General features: G+C 60.5%; 20 protein-coding genes and 1 tRNA gene. 3 read left to right on the top strand and 18 right to left on the bottom strand.

From position 1 onward, the window contains the following. Positions 1–4 precede the first annotated feature (4 nt). The 9 genes from ACNPN0_RS04820 to ACNPN0_RS04780 all read right to left on the bottom strand — a co-directional run bounded on the left by ACNPN0_RS04820 (position 5) and on the right by ACNPN0_RS04780 (position 6,837). Entirely contained in the window at positions 5–754 is a 750-nt protein-coding gene (locus tag ACNPN0_RS04820; RefSeq protein WP_448938737.1) for a hypothetical protein, read from the bottom strand. Positions 755–763: 9 nt separating this feature from the next. Further along, entirely contained in the window at positions 764–3,934 is a 3,171-nt protein-coding gene (locus tag ACNPN0_RS04815; protein WP_448938738.1) for a phage tail tape measure protein, read from the bottom strand. 23 nt (positions 3,935–3,957) lie between these two features. After that, a complete protein-coding gene (locus tag ACNPN0_RS04810) occupies positions 3,958–4,176 on the bottom strand; it encodes a hypothetical protein (RefSeq protein WP_146112890.1) in 219 nt (72 codons plus the stop codon). A 131-nt stretch (positions 4,177–4,307) separates the two neighbouring features. Beyond that, positions 4,308–4,961: a hypothetical protein gene (locus ACNPN0_RS04805; RefSeq protein WP_448938739.1), complete on the bottom strand. Its 654-nt coding sequence runs from the start codon at positions 4,959–4,961 to the stop codon at positions 4,308–4,310. A gap of 26 nt (positions 4,962–4,987) precedes the next feature. Next, positions 4,988–5,206 carry a hypothetical protein gene (locus ACNPN0_RS04800; RefSeq protein ID WP_448938740.1) on the bottom strand — a complete coding sequence of 73 codons (219 nt, stop codon included), beginning with the start codon at positions 5,204–5,206 and terminating at the stop codon, positions 4,988–4,990. Between the two features lie 91 nt (positions 5,207–5,297). Beyond that, a complete protein-coding gene (locus ACNPN0_RS04795) occupies positions 5,298–5,816 on the bottom strand; it encodes a phage tail tube protein (protein WP_448938741.1) in 519 nt (172 codons plus the stop codon). Positions 5,817–5,818: 2 nt separating this feature from the next. Continuing rightward, positions 5,819–6,037, bottom strand: a complete 219-nt coding sequence (locus ACNPN0_RS04790; protein ID WP_441720260.1) for a hypothetical protein — start codon at positions 6,035–6,037, stop codon at positions 5,819–5,821. A 12-nt stretch (positions 6,038–6,049) separates the two neighbouring features. After that, the gene (locus ACNPN0_RS04785) at positions 6,050–6,472 is read right to left on the bottom strand and encodes a hypothetical protein (RefSeq protein ID WP_448938742.1); all 423 of its coding nucleotides are present in this window, start codon (positions 6,470–6,472) and stop codon (positions 6,050–6,052) included. Beyond that, positions 6,472–6,837, bottom strand: coding sequence for an HK97-gp10 family putative phage morphogenesis protein (locus ACNPN0_RS04780; RefSeq protein WP_448938743.1), 366 nt, complete (start codon positions 6,835–6,837; stop codon positions 6,472–6,474). The genes ACNPN0_RS04785 and ACNPN0_RS04780 overlap by 1 nt, the downstream gene beginning before the upstream one ends. Positions 6,838–6,868: 31 nt before the next feature. Between ACNPN0_RS04780 and ACNPN0_RS04775 the strand changes: the two genes are divergently transcribed. Then, positions 6,869–7,063 (top strand): hypothetical protein, encoded by a 195-nt coding sequence (locus tag ACNPN0_RS04775; protein WP_105661323.1) that lies wholly within the window; start codon positions 6,869–6,871, stop codon positions 7,061–7,063. On the opposite strand, the gene ACNPN0_RS04770 is transcribed toward ACNPN0_RS04775, so the two are convergent. From ACNPN0_RS04770 to ACNPN0_RS04750, 5 genes are all read right to left on the bottom strand, one after another. Next, a complete protein-coding gene (locus ACNPN0_RS04770) occupies positions 7,060–7,476 on the bottom strand; it encodes a DUF6093 family protein (RefSeq protein ID WP_448938744.1) in 417 nt (138 codons plus the stop codon). The genes ACNPN0_RS04775 and ACNPN0_RS04770 overlap by 4 nt on opposite strands. After that, the gene (locus tag ACNPN0_RS04765; protein ID WP_448938745.1) at positions 7,476–7,847 is read right to left on the bottom strand and encodes a hypothetical protein; all 372 of its coding nucleotides are present in this window, start codon (positions 7,845–7,847) and stop codon (positions 7,476–7,478) included. Before ACNPN0_RS04765 ends, ACNPN0_RS04770 begins: the two co-directional genes overlap by 1 nt. A gap of 78 nt (positions 7,848–7,925) precedes the next feature. Continuing rightward, positions 7,926–9,002: a phage major capsid protein gene (locus ACNPN0_RS04760; RefSeq protein WP_448938746.1), complete on the bottom strand. Its 1,077-nt coding sequence runs from the start codon at positions 9,000–9,002 to the stop codon at positions 7,926–7,928. Positions 9,003–9,020: 18 nt separating this feature from the next. Beyond that, positions 9,021–9,371 (bottom strand): DUF2190 family protein, encoded by a 351-nt coding sequence (locus ACNPN0_RS04755; RefSeq protein ID WP_448938747.1) that lies wholly within the window; start codon positions 9,369–9,371, stop codon positions 9,021–9,023. Between the two features lie 3 nt (positions 9,372–9,374). Next, positions 9,375–10,568 (bottom strand): hypothetical protein, encoded by a 1,194-nt coding sequence (locus ACNPN0_RS04750; protein WP_448938748.1) that lies wholly within the window; start codon positions 10,566–10,568, stop codon positions 9,375–9,377. 26 nt (positions 10,569–10,594) lie between these two features. Here ACNPN0_RS04750 and ACNPN0_RS04745 point away from each other — a divergent pair, with 26 nt between their 5' ends. Further along, entirely contained in the window at positions 10,595–10,762 is a 168-nt protein-coding gene (locus ACNPN0_RS04745) for a hypothetical protein (RefSeq protein ID WP_441720282.1), read from the top strand. On the opposite strand, the gene ACNPN0_RS04740 is transcribed toward ACNPN0_RS04745, so the two are convergent. Genes ACNPN0_RS04740 through terL form a run of 3 tightly spaced genes read right to left on the bottom strand, consistent with a single transcriptional unit; the run spans position 10,742 to position 14,860 of the window. After that, positions 10,742–11,794 carry a phage minor head protein gene (locus ACNPN0_RS04740; protein WP_448938749.1) on the bottom strand — a complete coding sequence of 351 codons (1,053 nt, stop codon included), beginning with the start codon at positions 11,792–11,794 and terminating at the stop codon, positions 10,742–10,744. The two genes, ACNPN0_RS04745 and ACNPN0_RS04740, sit on opposite strands and share 21 nt — an antisense overlap. A 12-nt stretch (positions 11,795–11,806) precedes the next feature. Further along, positions 11,807–13,339: a hypothetical protein gene (locus ACNPN0_RS04735; protein ID WP_448938750.1), complete on the bottom strand. Its 1,533-nt coding sequence runs from the start codon at positions 13,337–13,339 to the stop codon at positions 11,807–11,809. 15 nt (positions 13,340–13,354) lie between these two features. Continuing rightward, positions 13,355–14,860 (bottom strand): phage terminase large subunit, encoded by a 1,506-nt coding sequence (terL, locus tag ACNPN0_RS04730; protein WP_448938751.1) that lies wholly within the window; start codon positions 14,858–14,860, stop codon positions 13,355–13,357. A 114-nt stretch (positions 14,861–14,974) separates the two neighbouring features. Here terL and ACNPN0_RS04725 point away from each other — a divergent pair, with 114 nt between their 5' ends. Next, complete coding sequence (locus tag ACNPN0_RS04725; protein WP_448938752.1) at positions 14,975–15,169, top strand: hypothetical protein; 195 nt, start codon at positions 14,975–14,977, stop codon at positions 15,167–15,169. A 220-nt stretch (positions 15,170–15,389) separates the two neighbouring features. Here ACNPN0_RS04725 and ACNPN0_RS04720 read toward each other — a convergent pair. Continuing rightward, a tRNA-His gene (locus ACNPN0_RS04720) sits at positions 15,390–15,462 on the bottom strand. Positions 15,463–15,576 lie beyond the last annotated feature (114 nt).

The following is a 15,576-nucleotide window of genomic DNA, read 5'->3' as shown; positions in this document are numbered from 1 at the left end:
CTCCTTACATGTAGGTGTCATACAGTTCGATCCGTCCGCCCTTGGACAATGTGACTGGAACTTTCCCTCCGGGAGGGATGGTGAACGTCTGAGCAGCACCAACCAGACCAGCGCCGGCAGCCATCGAGGAATTCACCCGCAACATCCCGTCCCACATATCTACGTAATGGGTCTGCGAGGACGACGGCGACGCGGTCACCGTGTATTGCTCACCTCCAGGGCCTGTAATCGTGTACCCGCCGGAAGACACAGCCCCAGGCACAACGATCTTCGGCCATGCCGGAGCCGAGCCACGGTTCTCCACCATCGTCGCTACGCCAGCAGCTGCAGGTTCAGAACGCGCCATACCGAAAATCCGAGGGTCCGGCGAACGCAAACTGATCTGGAATGAGGTGTGCACATCCGTAACTGGGACCGCTTTGATCTGGCGCGCCAGCACGACGTTCGCCCACTGGTCAGGCCCATGGCCAAGGACTTGAAGGGTTTTGGTTTGGCCCGGCATGAGGCAGCCTTTCAGGGCGTTGATTGCTTCGTGCTGGTGTGAATGGGTTTTCGAGCGCACACGTCCTGTGATGGTGATCAAGCGTTCCCGGTAGAACTCAGGGAGGACGTACCCGCCGTGTCCGTATGGCACGTCCTCCCTGTTTTCCTTGATGTCAGGTGTATCCCACCAGCCATCCAAAGAGTTAACTTTCCATTCATGGGCGTGGGTATCACCCGTGAGCGTTTGCACGCCAAGCTTTACGAGGTTCATACTCACCGCCTAACTGCGAAATTGGTTCTCGAAGTAGAACTTCAACTCGTCGGCGACTTCACGCCGTACCGCGTTGGCATCCGTGGCCTCATAGACCGGAATGTTCAGCGTCACTGTCGTTCCACCGCTACCTCCAACTGATGCCGCGTGCCCACCCGGCCGTCCCCCGCCGGCGAAGCTGGCGAGGTGCTGTACCGATGGGTCGTCGGCGTTGATCGCGCCAAGCACACGGTTGTACTTGTTGGCTGACGTTGCGCGGATGATCCACTCTTCGTCGTCCACGTTCGCAATGGGTCGACCATCAGAATTCACCCCAAGGATCATGTCCCGGCCGAGACCGGTACGTGGGAGTTTCCCGCCGTCCTCGTAGCCAGGCAAACTGATTTGCCCGCCCCGGTAGTTGCCGGTCAGCCCGCCTGTACCGCCACGATGTACCGCTGATGCGCCCGAGTCAGTGAATCGGGTGCTTACTGCGATGGTGGCGAAGCGTGTGCGTGCCGCGTTCTTCAGTGCTTCTTCTGCTGCGCCGGTGATTGCTTGCGCGTTGATCTTCGCGACGCGCTTCTTGGCTGCGGTCTCGTCGATCTTTTTGCCGGTTTCGTCGGTGCCGGTTTCGGAGACTTCGATACGCCCATCGGGCAGTTCGGTGAGGATGTATCCGAGGGTTTCCAGTGCCGCCCGTACTTCAGGCGAGTTCTCCGTGATGGTTACGTTGCCGTCCGGAGTGGACTGCACCAACTCGTGAATCTCAGTGATCTTCCCCGCCAACGAATCAGTGTTGGAGTTGAACTGCACGTACACGCTGCCAGGTATCAGGCCCAGCTGGTCTGCGTAGGCTGCAGCTGCTTCCTTGCTGTAGCCCATCGCAGTTGCCTGCTTGATGAAGTTCTCCCGGCCGTGCGCGATCTCTTCGGACATTTCAGCGGTGGTCGCACCGGCTTCACGCATGGGGTCAATGACCGCGAGCGTACTGGATGCGATACCGTCGAGGGCCGACGAGCTGGCAAGGTACTTGTCTGAGGTTCGGTCGAATGCTTCGCCGTTCTTGTCGACGACCTCACCGTTTTCTTTGATGGTCTTCGTTGCCGAGTTGATTGATTCCTGCAGTCGCCGGATCGCTTCGTTCTCACCAATGATGACCATGCCAGAGTTGACCAGCGAGTCGTACCATTCATCAACAGCATCAGCCGCTTCCTGCGCGGCCTTAGCCGCGTTCTCGTAGGCCGTAGCTGTCCCGTCGGCACCCTTGGCCGCGTTCTTGGACTCTGCGTCAGCCAGCCTCAGTGCAGACGCGTACTGAGGGAATATCTCAGCAAGCTTCTCCACCGGCACGCCAGCTTCTTCAGCCTTCGCGGCCAGAGCCTCGTAGGTATCCGCTGCCTGTTCCGTGTTGCCAGACTTCACCATTCCGGTAAGGACGGAATCCAGCTGTTCGAAATTCTTAGTAACGAATTCCATGTTGCTGGATCCGCGGGAACCGAGTGTCAAAATCTTCGATAGCGTCTGGTCGATGTTGTCACTGATTGACGGGTCGCCGATGATTTTGAACGCGTCGCCGATGCCGTCAACGTCCAGCCCGTTGAAGAAGTTGCCTTTGCCGGTGAATATTTCGTCTAGTTGGGCGCCGGCATCGCCTGTTCCGAGAAGCATGGCGTTTAGGTTGTCGAGGTTTGCTAGGTCGCCGGAGGAAACCATTGATCCGATGATCGGTCCCACGGTGGCTAGCGCCATCAGCCCGGTCGCCGCGGTCTTGGCAGTGTTGCCGAGTTTGCGGGTTCGGGTTTCAAGCTGAGTCATCGGGCCTTCTGCGCGCTGTGTGGCAGCACGGAGGTCCCTAAGTCCAGTGACAGTGGAGACGATGTTTGGTGCGATCTTCATGAACGCGCCCGCAACCAGCGCGCCAACACCGATGAATCCAGTGAGTATGGTTAGCGCAGTCTGTGCTGGTTCTGGCAGGTCCGTGTACCATCCAACGAGATCGGCGATGCCTTCTGCCAGTCCGGCAATGACAGGTAGCAGGGCGGCTCCCGCGTCGATTCCTGCGTCCTTGATGTTGTTCCAGGCGACTTTGACCTTGGATTCGGCGGTGGCGTAGCGTTGCGCGGCTTCGTCGGCCAGAGCCGAGTTTTCTTCCCACGCCTGGGCTCCGAGCTCCAAGGACTCGGTAAGCAAGTCGCCGGAGTTGGCGAGGGCGAGCATGACCTGCATTTCCTCGGTGCCCTTGATGCCCATGTCCTTTAGCGTGGCTGTCAGGTTTCCGCCAGCGGCGTTGGTGCGTGCGATGCCTTCGGCGACGTCCTGCAGGGCTTCCATTGGGGAGCTGCTGAACTTGGAAGCGAATTCCTCGGCTGAGGTGCCTGCTACGCCGGCGAACGCTTCGAGGGATTCTCCGCTTTCGTCGACTGCTGTGCGCATCTTCAGCAGGACGCGGGTGGCGACACCGCCACCGAGCTCTGAGCGGACACCCATGGATGCCAGGGTGTTGGACAGGGCCAGCACGTCAGCTTCGGAAGCGCCCAGCGATGCGGCGGCACCAGCGATGCGTTGGGCCATGGACAGGATCTCAGCTTCAGTGGATGCCCCATCGTTACCCAGTGCGACCAGTGCGGAGCCGAAGCGTTCCACGCCTTGCGAGCCTTCGCGTTCCATGGTGCCCATGACGTTCGAGATTTGGGCGATGTTCGTGGCCGCGTCTTCCGCGGTCAGGTTGGTGGTTTCGCCGAGGTCGATCATGGTGGCGGTGAAGCCTAGAACGTCGTCGCGGGCCACGCCCAGCTGACCGGCGGCCTCGGCCACGCCTGCGATCTCAGCGTGCGTGGACGGCAGTTCCTTGGCGAGGTCGCGTAGCCCGTCGGAGAGCTCTGCGTAGCCTTCTTCGGTGTCGTCGATGGTCTTGCGGACACCAGCGAACTGAGACTGCCAGTCCATGGCTGCCTTGGCGGACAGGACAAGCCCACCGGTGATGGCGGTGCCAGCGCCGACCATGGTGTTGGCGACTTGGCCCCACGCTTTTTCGTGCTGCTTAGCTACGTCTGCCAGGCGGCCTATGCCGGACTGGGACTGTGTGCCCGCGTCTTCGGTCTTTTTGGCGGTTTCCTTGGCTTTTGCGGAAACCCGGTCCATGTCCTTGATGAACGCACCGATTTCGGCGCTAACAAGAACTCTCAGCTTTTTGTCCACCGCTGGGCACCGCCTTTATTTAGTTATCCGTCAAGATGGGTGTCTTTCAGGTGGAGTTTCTGGCCCGGCCATGTGGTGCGGTTCTTGTTGGACGTAAACGTTTCCAACGCTTCGCAGCCGTGGCACATGGTGTCGTCGTGCACTTCGAACCGTCCGACGTTGTCGTCCCCGCGGGTGATGTGCGCGGGTAGGCCGCAGCCGGAGCAGATCGTTTTCAGGTATTTCGTGTATGCGATCTGCATGATTTTGTCTTGGTCGCAGTACGTCCCGTCGTCTTCCCGTACGCCCAGGAGCACGGTGACGGGGATGCGGCAGTCCCGCGCTGTTTCCACCAGGTCGAGCAGGTGGGCCCAGCGCGGGGTTCCGAGGGCTTCTACGATTTTGGGACGGTCACCTCGGGGATGTCCTGGGTGGCGCGTGCGTTCGCATCGGAAAGCAACCGCATTTGTGCTTCCCCGAGCTTCTCGTAGAGTGTGCGGGCCTGCTCTAGGTCTAGACTGACCAGTTGCCCCTTGTTCATGAGTGTGGTGGATGCTGCGATGATGCGGAGCCGAGATTCACGCTCAATGAATTTCCGGGTGAACTCGTTGACGTTGACGCGCACGAGGGCGTTCACGTCGGCAGGGATTTTTACTTCCATGCGGGCCGCGGTCTTGCGCGCTTCGTTCTTGCCGAGCTCAGCCTGCTTGTCGATTTCCTTGGAGCACTCGGTGAGGACGGTTTCCCGGATGCCGGCAATTTCAGCGTCGGTCAGTGAGGTGACGCGAAATATCTTCTTGGATGCATGGATCCGCATTTTCAGTTCGTCGATTTCAGCATCGAGTCCGGCGTTCGGGTTGCTGTTCCCGCCGAGGGCTTCGTCGCCCTCGGGCACCTCTTCGACTGGGACTTTCTGCGCTTCGAGTGCGTCGATTTCGGCGATCAGGTCGAAGCGGTTGTACAGGTTGACGTTATGGACGGTGCGTTCGCCCATGGCCAGCCACTCGTCGAGGTCTAGCTCGCTGTTTGGTGCAATGTTTTCGGACATGATGATTGACTCCTAAAGGATGGGTTTTACTTGACTTGCAGGGTGTAGCATCGGCGGTCGAAGCCTTCGAATGCTTCGTTGAGGATCCGGGCGCCGTTCTCGTCGCGTACGTATTCGATGACGCGGACACGATCTGCTGTCATGTTGATTGACACAGTGTTTTCGGGTTTCAGCCCCAACGCTTCAACAGCTGCTTTCAGCTGGTCGCGGGATACGGTGCCCTCGTTGTGGCGTTTCTCAGCCATGGTTGACTCCTAATGTTTGTGGTGACCCCAGAAAGGTTTAGAGTCCGGGCAAGGGCGGGAGTCAAGCACCCCTACCCGGACTGGTCTTTGGTTACGCTGCAGCGACCACGGCGCGAGGCGCGAAGGACTGCGGCGCGAACGACTGGTTGAACTTCTCGTAACCCGCAGTCGCCGGCGACAGAGTGCGTGGCGACAAGGTCAGGACCTCCATCACGGCGACTTCATCACCAGTGGCCAGTGGCACCTCTGATGGGTCTTCACCGTCAGCGACCTGGCCGATACGCTCCACGAGGTACCCGCCGATGCCCTTATCGGTGAACGTAGTCCACGCGATGTCTTCGACAGCGTCCTTGAAGCGGAACATGTCGAAGCCAGCTTCAACGGTGTCCATGCCTGGGGCGCCGGCTTCGATGGAGTCGCACGGCGAAGGGTCGGTAATCACGGCGGTGCCAGTGATGCCGAACTGGTAGTTCGCTACGGTCACGAGGCACGTCAGCTGGATGCCAGCCGCGACCTCGGCGACCGTTGGCGCGTTCTTGTTAGCGATGGTTGGTACCCACCACAGGGCGCGGTTGTTCATGTTGAGCATCTTTGGACCCTTGGCGGCCATAGCTACTTACCTTCTTTCGAGGATGGGACTGGTGCAAGGTTTGGGAAGCGTCCGTCCAGCCAGGTTTCTGGTACTGGGCGGCGCACTACCTGCTTGGTGTTGGTGTCGTATACCTTGACCTTCTTGCGCGGGTCGTAGACGCGGTCTGGTTGTGCGGGTTCGGTGATCCGGGCTACCACCGCGGGGGTGGCTGGCTCGGTGACCTGTTTAGGGGTTGCCACGGTGGGCCTCCTTTAGGTGGTGGTGAGCCGCCACGAGAGCGGCAGGAAAAACCGGGCTGGTGTTGCCTGGTCGTCTTTGATGGGCACGGCGACCCGGAACGCCTCGGTGTCGACGTGCAGCCGGTGGTTCCCGATTCGTGTGTTGGTCAGCGCGGCGGCGACTATTTCTGCGCATTTGCGTGCGTGGCCCGGCGTGGGTCCGACGCAGTTCGTCTGCGGTGCCCAGTCATGCACGAGGGTGTCCGTCATGCCAGTCAGATCTGGGTCGCCGATGTCTGCCGGGATTCCAGCGAAGAACAAAACGTATGGCAGGACGTATCCTGCGCCGTCGGTGGGGATCTTGCCCGGGATGTACCCGTCGTAGGCTCGCCCGCCAAGGGCTGGGATAGCTTTCAGCTTGGCTTCGAGCTCAGCACTGAATGTGGTTGCGTCCATCAGCTGTTCACTGCTTTCTCGATGATCTGCGCCATCGCCTGCTCGAACGCGTCAGCATGCTTGTCCGCGGCTGGTCGCATGAACGGTTGAGGTGCCATGCGGCTGGTACCGAATTCGAGGTACGGGCTGTAGCTGGCGGATGCCACGACTTCCGCGGACGGTGATTCCTGGCTGACATTGCGCAGGTCGGAGGTTTTGATTCCAGAGCGGAGGAAACCGGTGTCCACCGGCGCCAAGGTCTTGGCTGTGCCCTCGATGTCCTTCGCGGTTTTCTTGACCACGGTCTTCGCCAGTTGACCAACCACCTTGGGAACAGTTCCGAATTCCACGCCTAGGTTGCGTAACTCTGAAGCATCAAAGCTCATGACGCCTCCCCTCGCTGGGTAAGGTGGATGGATGACTGAGAAACCAATCAAGCCTGTGAAGTTGAACCGGGCAGCGCTGTTCTTCCTCGTGGTCGCCGTACTCGGTTTCCTTGCCGGTACCGCAGCCCCGTTCTTCACCGTGATTGGTGTAATTGGTGCCGTGATGTGCTTGATCACCGGCGCCTTATGGTGGATCAACTGGGCCAACGGCCGGAAGGGACTCTAGGCCGGGTTTTGCTGGGTTTGGTTTTCCCATGCGATGAAGTCGTGTGCCCAGAGTTCAGAGCCGGTCATGCGTTGCTTGAGTGTGTACTCAGTGCCAGCGCTGGTGACGATGTCGCCGCGCTCCCCCACATGAAGTTCAGGCAGCGTGCCGTCGTATGGGAGTTGGATCAGGTATTGGCGTGACTCGGTGGGCTGGCCTGCAAGGTCTGCGGCTTGTTCTCGCTTCAGCTCTTGGATGCGGGCCTTGCCCGACCAGAGTTGAGTGCGTCCTGTCCAGCCTTCAGGCAGAGGGAATGGTGCAGGGCCGTCAGTGACGCGTTCGATCACGCAATCAGCGGTCATGCCGCCCGCGGCGACTGGCCGGTGATGCTCGGACCAGCCGTCTGGAATGATTTTGGTTCCGGGGAATGGCATCAGAAGACCCTCCATTCCTCAGCTTCGAGACGGCTATGGCCGGTGTCGATGATTTCAAACGTTCCACCCAAGGTTGGGTCGTCGTCGTCGGCCTGGGTGCGTAGGCCTGCAGCGAGTTTGCGGAGCGACTCAGCCACTGCAGGGCCGTCGCTGGTCAGGTCTTGCGTGCGGATCTTCTTCGATACCAACACCTCGGACACTGCGATAGCTTCAAGCGCGTCGGCGGCTGCGCGCTTCACAGCCCATCGGGCGCCTTCGGTCCAGTCCTGCAGTTCCAGATAGGTTTGCAGGGTTGGGTCGTCGATTATTGGAGGGGTGCCCATGTCTGCGATCAGTACGCGTACCTGTCGGATTGCTGCTTCGTAGTCCATGACCACCTCTTCGAAAGTTTTGGGTATAGCTGAGGGGCACCACCATCCGGTGATGCCCCTCAGCCCTACGGGTTTGGGCTAAGCGCCCTTGGAGCCGTAGACGGCTACGGTGAAGCCCTTGGCGCCACCGGTTACGTGGCGGCCACGGAACCAGATGGTGTCGTCGTTGAACGAACCGTCGTTCACTGGCACCTGGCCACCGCCGACGCGCTCGCCCTGGTCACGCTTCACGCGGATATCCACGTTCTCGTGACCGATCAGGCCGGTCTTGACCACAGCCGGGTTAGCGGTAGCCTTGCCCGGCAGGAGCGCCCAGCTGGTGTTCTTGGTGGCCGCGCCGTTCAGGTTGATGAACTCGCGGGACACCTGCAGCTGCACCAAGCCTCGGAACGGGTTGGTTTCCTCGGTCTCGGTGACGTTGCCGGCACCGTCGTCGACCTTTCGGACGATCTTTTCCGCGTTGAGGATCTGGCGTGCACGCATGGCCAGGCCAGGGCCTACCACGAGAACGATGGTGCTGACGTCAACCAGTTCCTTGCGGTGGTTCTCCTTCAGCGAGATGCCCTCGATGGCGGCGATCATGTTCTCAGCGGTGAGTGGCTTGGTGTCCACGGTGCCGAAGAAGCCGGTCTTCAAACCGGTCGATCCTACGAGTACCTCGTAGATCTTGCGGTTCTCGGTGTTCACCGCGGCGTTGCCGAGTACCTTCGGGAAGTCAGCGAGGTCGGAGAAGTCGCGGGACAGCTGCAGCTCCCAGGTGAGGCCGAAGTTCTTACCGGTCTTGCCGGTCTTGATTTCGACGTCAGTCTCGGCCAGCTTGCCGCCCTTGTACTCGTCGCCTTCCTTCACGTCTTCGAAGTACTCGTTGCCGAACAGGTCGACCATCTTCTTCGGGCGGAAGTCAGACAGGTTCTTCTCGAACGCGAACAGGTCGTATTCCTTGACCGCGTCCTTCTGAGCACCCATCGCTTCCTTCTCGAAAGCGGCACCAAGCAGCTTCGGGAAGTCGGAAGTGGTGAACGCTTCCATCAGGGTGTTCTGGCGGGAGAAGTTCGCAGGGTTGCGTCCTTCGCCGAATAGCTTGGCGGCTTCGAAGACGCGCTCTTCCTCAGTGGGTGCGGCGCGGAAGCCTTCACGTGCTAGTTCAATAGTCATGGTGTGTGACTTCCTTTCTTAGGCGCCGGCCGGAGCGGGAGCGGTGTAGCCGAACGGAACGACTTCCAACGGTGCCGCGGTGGCAGTCTTGGTGGCCAAGGCGACGCCCCATGGGGTGTTGCCGGTGGCGGTTGCGTCGAGCTTTCGGTCGCTGGTGATGTAGACGGGGTCGCCTACGTTGGTGATGGCACCGGTGACTTCGATGTCCCAGGAGCCGTCGAGCCATACGGTGGCGTTGCCGTCTTCCTGGCGGTCGATCTGGGCGACGCCGGAGATGCGGCCGACCTGGACTGGTTCGCCGGACTTGGTGCCGGATGGTACTGGCAGTGCGATGTGCAGTGCGTTGGGGTAGCGCTGATTCAGAGCCATGGTTTAGGCCTTTCCGTGCAGGGCGGCGATCAGTTCGTCGTCGCTGATCTTCTTGGATTCGGTGGCGCGTGGGGTATAGGTGCCCATGCCTCGCGGGGTGCCTGCGCCCTGGTCGGCTTCGGATTTGGCTGCCGCCTCAGTGACCTCAGCGCGGAACGCGTCCGCGTCGAAGTCCTCCGGGGTTGCGACGGATTCTGCGAGGCGGGTGTAGAGCGCTGGTGCGTCTTCACCGAAAGCTTCGGCGACGATGCGCTTAGCTTCCTTGACCCGGTTCGCAGCGGCTTCGATTGCGCGCTCGGCGGCTTCCTTGGCTCGTGCGTCCTTTTCGGCCTGCAGTTCTGCTTCCAGCGCGGTGGCCCGGCCGGCGGACTCGCGGAGCTGGGTCAGTTCCGCTTCCTCAATCTGGGTGGTTGCCATGGTGGCATCCTCCTTCTTGTTTTCGGTTACCCCGGCCGGAGTGGCGGGGAGAATGACGGGGTCGTATTCGACCCGGCGGCGAACCTCAACAGGTTCCCCGGAGAGGGTGACGTTCACACCGGTCAGCTCGTAGGCTTGCCGGAAGTACTTGTCACCGATTTCGTAGTAGACGTAGGTGTCATCGTGGTCAGCGACCCATGCGTAATCGTCGTGGGATCCGCGGATGGTGGCTTGCAGCCACATGCGGATGTCGCTGGCGGTGGCTTCGGCGATGATGGACCGGGATTCGATGACCTTCGCGGCTTCGAGTACCTGGTCGATCTTTCCACCGCGGCCTGCCACGGTCACGAGGTCGGCACGGTTGAATGGGTCGGGGATGATGCGTTCCACGATCTTCTGTCCGGATTCGTTCACGCTGATTTCGGCGCTGGCGAAGATGCTGGCCCCGATGTGCTCGTGGAAGTCGTCGACGAGGTCACGCCACGCGGAAGCAACTTTCGCTTCGGCCTGCAGCGCGCCGCCTTCGCCAACGTATGCGTCTTCTTCCAGGACGATGGCGAGGTTCCGGAGGGATCCTTCTGGGCGTTCCATCATCTCGGTGGGGGTGTCGTGGTCGATCATGCCCAAGGTGCCACGCGGGAATGCACGCTCTGTGGCGGCAGTCGCCAGGACCTCCGGCGTGTAGTCGCCGCTGGATCCTTGGCCGGGGCTGATCAGAGTCAGCAGGATACGGCCGGGGCCGCGCCGGGTAGCTGTCGCGGATTCTCGGATATGGGTCATCTGTTGGATCTCCTAAACTGGTGTCCATGAGTGCTGACGACGCGAACGACACCCCGGGCGAGCCGGGCGCATGCCCAGGCCACGAATGGAAGGTAGGACGCGTGTTCTTGCGACCTACGGGTGGTTCAATGTCCGTGGTGTGCAAGTGGTGCGGGACGGTGGATTATTACCCGTCAGCCAGCGACGGAACCTAGCAGGTCTTTCACCGGTGTCTGAATGTACGAGTCTCGCCAAGCATCGGCCTGGCGGAGGGTTGCGAGGTCTTCCCACTTGATTTGATCGTCAGCGAGCAGCTGCATTCTGGTGGGGCCCATGATCGATAGTTTCGAGTCGTCGGTCAGCCCGTCGTACCAAGCTCGGGCGTCGGGGAACGTGTCGGCTGGTTCTTCGATGTTGAACCCGAGCTCTTTCCACGACTTGGTGATGTCGATGCGTGCGCAGCGGCCGTTCTGGTGGTCTTCGGGCCCGAACTGGTCTACTGGGTACAGGGTGCCGTGCTTGGACAGGCAGGATGGGCAGGTGCGCCGGTCTAGGGTGCATTGCCATTTCCAGCCGGTCAGCAGCTCTTTGTTCTGCTTCGCAGACGTGAGTGACCCGTTTCGGTGGGCGTCCAACATTTCGGTTCGTGCGATCCGTGTAGCCCGGGCTAGTCCACCGTTGAATTGGCCTTCTGTTGCGCGGATCAGTTTGCGGGCGACTTCGCGGGGGTTGTCCCCCACTGCGATACCGCGGACCAACTCTTTACGCATCGCAGCGGCCACCCAGCCGGCCAGTGGCCGTGTTGCCGAGTGGATCTGCTGAGTAGTGCGAAGAACTATCGCATCGAGCGCGTCTGGTGCTGGCGCGTCCAGTTCGAATTCGACACCAGCTGATGCCGGCGGCAGTTGTGAACGCAGGACTGCTTCATGCGATTGCACCGCGTCCAGCACTGCGTCAGCCAAACTGTTTTCGATGACTTCGTTCGCGCCCCGAGTGAGCTCGTTCAGCACCGTGCGGGCTTGCCTGAGCGCTGCCTGTAGTTTCCGGTTGCGTGCGACTACTGCACGAGGCAACCGGTCAGGAGCGCCCTGCAGCAAGTCCAGCAAGGCATCGTTGAACAACGGTGTGAGCGTATCCCACGCCTCGACCCAGGCCATTGTGAGTGCTACGGCTTGTTCGTCGGTCATCCGTTGGAGGCGCCGGCGAGTGTCGGCGGCTATCAGCAGGGTTTCATCTGTGACAGCCACCAACATCACCGCCTATTCTTGTCCAGCCCGGTACGCGTCAGCCGCGGCCTGCCCAGCCGCCACGAGAGGGTCGAGGAAGTTGCCTTCCTCGTCGGTCATCTCTTCCAGCCACTCGTCAACGTCGCGCACGCCCAGGGCGCGCATGATCATCTCAGCCAACAGTAGTGGTGGGATGTGCCCGTCGGCCTTCTCCAAAGCGTCCATCATGGTTTTCGGATCAACCTTGGTGATGTCCGGGAACGCGATGGTGAGCGTCCGGTCATCTTCCTTGGTGAGCACCGTTTGGAGCCGGTCACCGTCTCGCACCGTTCTGCCTTGGCCACGAAGCACACCTCGCGGGGCGATGACTGCTTGGTCGATGACGTAGCCGAGGATCTGCCGGCGTGCTTCACGCCAAACCTCTTGGCGACCTTGCATGGTCAGGGTGGTTGGGAAGTCCAACGTCTCCGCTACAGCGCGTGCACCGGTTTGGCCGGGATCCGCAAGGAGCATGGTGACTGGGATGCCCAGCGCGGTGGCGACCATGGCTGCCAATGGTTTCGCTGAGTCAGAGTCGATGGTGGCGCCGGTCTTCGGCACCGCTTCAAGCTTCGAATCGTCAGTAGCGTTCACGCCACCGCCTGGCGCCATGCTCTCGATCTTCTGCAGCTCACGACGACCTGTCGCCGCGGTACGCTTCCCGCTCTTGCCGACGCGCTGCCAAACGATCTTGGACAGGGCGTTCATCATGATCGCCCACGCTTCAAGGAATTCCTTGTACCCGCGGGCCCACGGCAGGGCGGCGAAAGCGTCGCCGATGCCGTATTGCCAGCCGGTGAGGGCGTTGACCTTGATGTGGTAGATCGGTGCATCCCAGATGATGTCGTGGCCGACACTGTTCGGGGTGGCCCCGTATCGGCGTTGGCGCATCTGAGGGCGGTAATCGTACCGAGGGTGGTAGGTCGTGACCTCCTGCTCTCTGCCGGATGCGTCGCGCCGGTTCCAGACCCGCTTGTAGTAGCGGACAGACAGGGAATCTTCCGGGTCGGTGATCTGCTCCTGGATTTCCTCGAACGGGATCACACGGGGCTTCACCCGCCCAGTGAGAGGGTTGGTGAACAGTGCGAAGAACACGTTGCCGTCAGTGCCCAAGGCTAGTTCGTTGCGTGCCTGCGCTTCGGATCCGGCGAACACTTCACGTACTTCCGGGTCGTCCAACCAAGTCTGCACGAGCTCGTTGACGCGTTCGCCGGTGGCTGTGGTGCCAACGCCTTGCCCGAACACGTACGCTGCACGCAGCTCCAGGCCGCGCTTGATCAGCGGGTTAGCGATCGCATACACACGGCACAGCTCAGCATTGCGGCGGCGCGCCTCCGGTGTGAGTTCACGTTGCCCATCCTGCAGGATCCGTTCCCAACCAGCATCTTCACGTGCCAATGACAGCTGGGCCATGGACTCAGTCAGGGTTTCTAGCTTGTGTTCTAGCGTGGACACGGTGCCTACTGGGACGCGCTCGGTTGTGTCAGCTTCGGCTAGTGGCGCCCAATCTTCGAGGTTCAGATCCACACGGCACCACCATTCCTAGTAGGGCGACAGATAGTATCCGTCGGTTTCGAGTTGGTCATATTCATCCGGCTGCACAATGTCATCCCCCAGCCCGTCGATACGGTGCAGGAGCAACTGATTCACTGCCTGGGACATGGTGTCCAGCTGGTCATCGTTTGCGCCTGCGGGGAAGGACAGGGCTTCTTGGGTGAAGTGTTCCACCCAGGGGCAGAGCGTCGTGGATGGCAGGACGATGTTCTTGGAGAACGCCAACGGGCTGACAGCTGACACGCGAGCGTATTTCGAGCCAACTGGTTCGACTGGGATCAGCCCGATCACTGTTTTCTGCAGAGCGTTCATGACCGCGGGGCCGTTGGCCTTGTCCTCAACGAGCTTGGCGGTTGCTTCCGGCCACTTCGCTGTCAAGGCTTCGATGGCTTCACACGTTTCGTTGAAGTTCATCCGCCGGCGCACTTGGTCTAACAGGTAGGCGACGTTGCCGACGCGCAACCAGACTTGGCCCACAACATAGTCGCTGGTGTTCTCGCCCTTGAAAGCAAGGTCCCAGGACTGTATGAGTTCGTGGTCGTCACGGTCGATGCCGGGGACGGTGTGCCGTCCGTCTGCGTGTTCGATCCACATTGGTTGTTCGTAGCGGGCCCACTCTGTTGGGAGTACGCCGCCGTCGTCCAAGGTTGGGTTGCCCTGGTAGAGGGATTGCCACACTTTGGGGCCGACGGAGACTTTGATCTGTTCCCACTGGTGCGGGGTGCGCTGTCGGGCGGATTCGAGCCATTCACCGGGTTTACGGTCTAGTGGGTCGTTTTCCACGGCTTCGGCAGGGATGTTGAGCACTGTCCAGCGGTCAGCGTCTTCACCGGCGAGCAGTCGGCCGGCGAGGTCGTCAGCGTGCCAGCGGGTAAGAACGAGGATGACTGGGGCGCCGGGGGCGAGTCGGGTGATGCCGACGGACTGCCAGAACCCCCATGCTTGCTCACGGTAGGTTTTGGAGTAGGCCTGTTCCAAGTTGGAGATGGGGTCGTCGATGAACAGTGCGTCAACGGCTCGACCGGTCAGGCCGCCGCGGATACCGACGGAGCGGACTCCACCCTTTTTCCCGTCGAGCTTCCAGCGTCGTGCAGCGCCATTGTCTTTGGCTACGCGCAGCCCGAGGTCGAGTGTTTCGTCGTCACCGTCATTGGAAGCGATGTGGTTACGAATATTGCGCCCGAACTCGTCGGCAAGATCCTGGGCGTAGGAGACGATGGCGATACGCCGGTCAGGGTTACGGGTCAGGAACCACAATGGCCCAATCGTTGTGACGCGGGTGCTCTTGCCTTCCTGGGGCGGAAGGTTGATGATCAGCCGGTCGATCTCCCCCGCTTCGACCTTCACCAGGTACTCGTCGATCAGATCAAGTGCCGGGGTCTGCAACGTGGTCGGCTCGATCGCTTTCGCCAGCTGGCCGGGGGTAGCCCAATCATGCTCTGGTATCTCGAAGGCTCGGGCCGCGTACTCCGCCCAGTCATAAGCGGCAGACACGGTGGCACCTTCTTTCTTTATTTAATACCTATTCAATTAGTTTATAAATAAACAAGAATTTGCATATGATAAACTATTAAGGTAAGCAAGTCCACTCATTCGAAGGATGTACTCGTGAAGAAATTCGATCCTATTGTTATTTGCCCGGAATCCCAGAAAGAAATCACTTACCGCTACAAAACGCTGAGTGCTGGCGAAGTTCATATCACCAGCGCCACATGCCCAGGCGGACTGGCGTGCAGCTATGACGCCCATCTTGGCGGTCACCGTGCCCTCGTGTCACAAGCGCTGGTGGCCCGTTGTAATTAGTTTTGTTGACGGCGGCTGGTCCGCTGTAGTTTCGCATCACGCGTGCCCCGTTATACCCACTCGGTGTGGCGGGGCACTACTGTGTGCGTCTTGTTGTGTTGTCGGCTTGTTGGCCGCCGTCAAGTTTGGTGGGGCAGGTTGGCCTTGGGCTGTTGAAGACTAGGTTTCCCTACTCGCAGCCGTCATGGGCGCCTTCACACATTGGTGTGTTTACCCCTCGTGCGACTGGCAGGACTCGAACCTGCGATTCACGGCCCTCACGCCGTGGGCTCATGCCACCGAGCTACAGTCGCTCCCCCAGGCTCGTGCACCTGGGGGCTATTTGGTTGTGCGTGCGGGTGGTGCCGGTCATGGCAGACTGCTCACGCCATGGGGTTGCGTGGCTCTGCTCTCGGCGTTCTTACTGT

Source organism: Glutamicibacter sp. AGC84 (genome assembly GCF_053543575.1).
The sequence above is the reverse complement of the archived record's forward strand: the minus strand, read 5'-3'. Positions and strand labels throughout refer to the sequence as shown.

Coding starts and splice junctions, on each gene's coding strand:
- ACNPN0_RS04820 (WP_448938737.1), bottom strand. CDS start 754: ATGAACCTCGTAAAGCTTGGCGTGCAAACGCTCACGGGTGATACCCAC.
- ACNPN0_RS04810 (WP_146112890.1), bottom strand. CDS start 4,176: ATGCAGATCGCATACACGAAATACCTGAAAACGATCTGCTCCGGCTGC.
- ACNPN0_RS04805 (WP_448938739.1), bottom strand. CDS start 4,961: ATGTCCGAAAACATTGCACCAAACAGCGAGCTAGACCTCGACGAGTGG.
- ACNPN0_RS04800 (WP_448938740.1), bottom strand. CDS start 5,206: ATGGCTGAGAAACGCCACAACGAGGGCACCGTATCCCGCGACCAGCTG.
- ACNPN0_RS04795 (WP_448938741.1), bottom strand. CDS start 5,816: ATGGCCGCCAAGGGTCCAAAGATGCTCAACATGAACAACCGCGCCCTG.
- ACNPN0_RS04785 (WP_448938742.1), bottom strand. CDS start 6,472: ATGGACGCAACCACATTCAGTGCTGAGCTCGAAGCCAAGCTGAAAGCT.
- ACNPN0_RS04780 (WP_448938743.1), bottom strand. CDS start 6,837: ATGAGCTTTGATGCTTCAGAGTTACGCAACCTAGGCGTGGAATTCGGA.
- ACNPN0_RS04775 (WP_105661323.1), top strand. CDS start 6,869: ATGACTGAGAAACCAATCAAGCCTGTGAAGTTGAACCGGGCAGCGCTG.
- ACNPN0_RS04770 (WP_448938744.1), bottom strand. CDS start 7,476: ATGCCATTCCCCGGAACCAAAATCATTCCAGACGGCTGGTCCGAGCAT.
- ACNPN0_RS04765 (WP_448938745.1), bottom strand. CDS start 7,847: ATGGACTACGAAGCAGCAATCCGACAGGTACGCGTACTGATCGCAGAC.
- ACNPN0_RS04760 (WP_448938746.1), bottom strand. CDS start 9,002: ATGACTATTGAACTAGCACGTGAAGGCTTCCGCGCCGCACCCACTGAG.
- ACNPN0_RS04755 (WP_448938747.1), bottom strand. CDS start 9,371: ATGGCTCTGAATCAGCGCTACCCCAACGCACTGCACATCGCACTGCCA.
- ACNPN0_RS04750 (WP_448938748.1), bottom strand. CDS start 10,568: ATGACCCATATCCGAGAATCCGCGACAGCTACCCGGCGCGGCCCCGGC.
- ACNPN0_RS04745 (WP_441720282.1), top strand. CDS start 10,595: ATGAGTGCTGACGACGCGAACGACACCCCGGGCGAGCCGGGCGCATGC.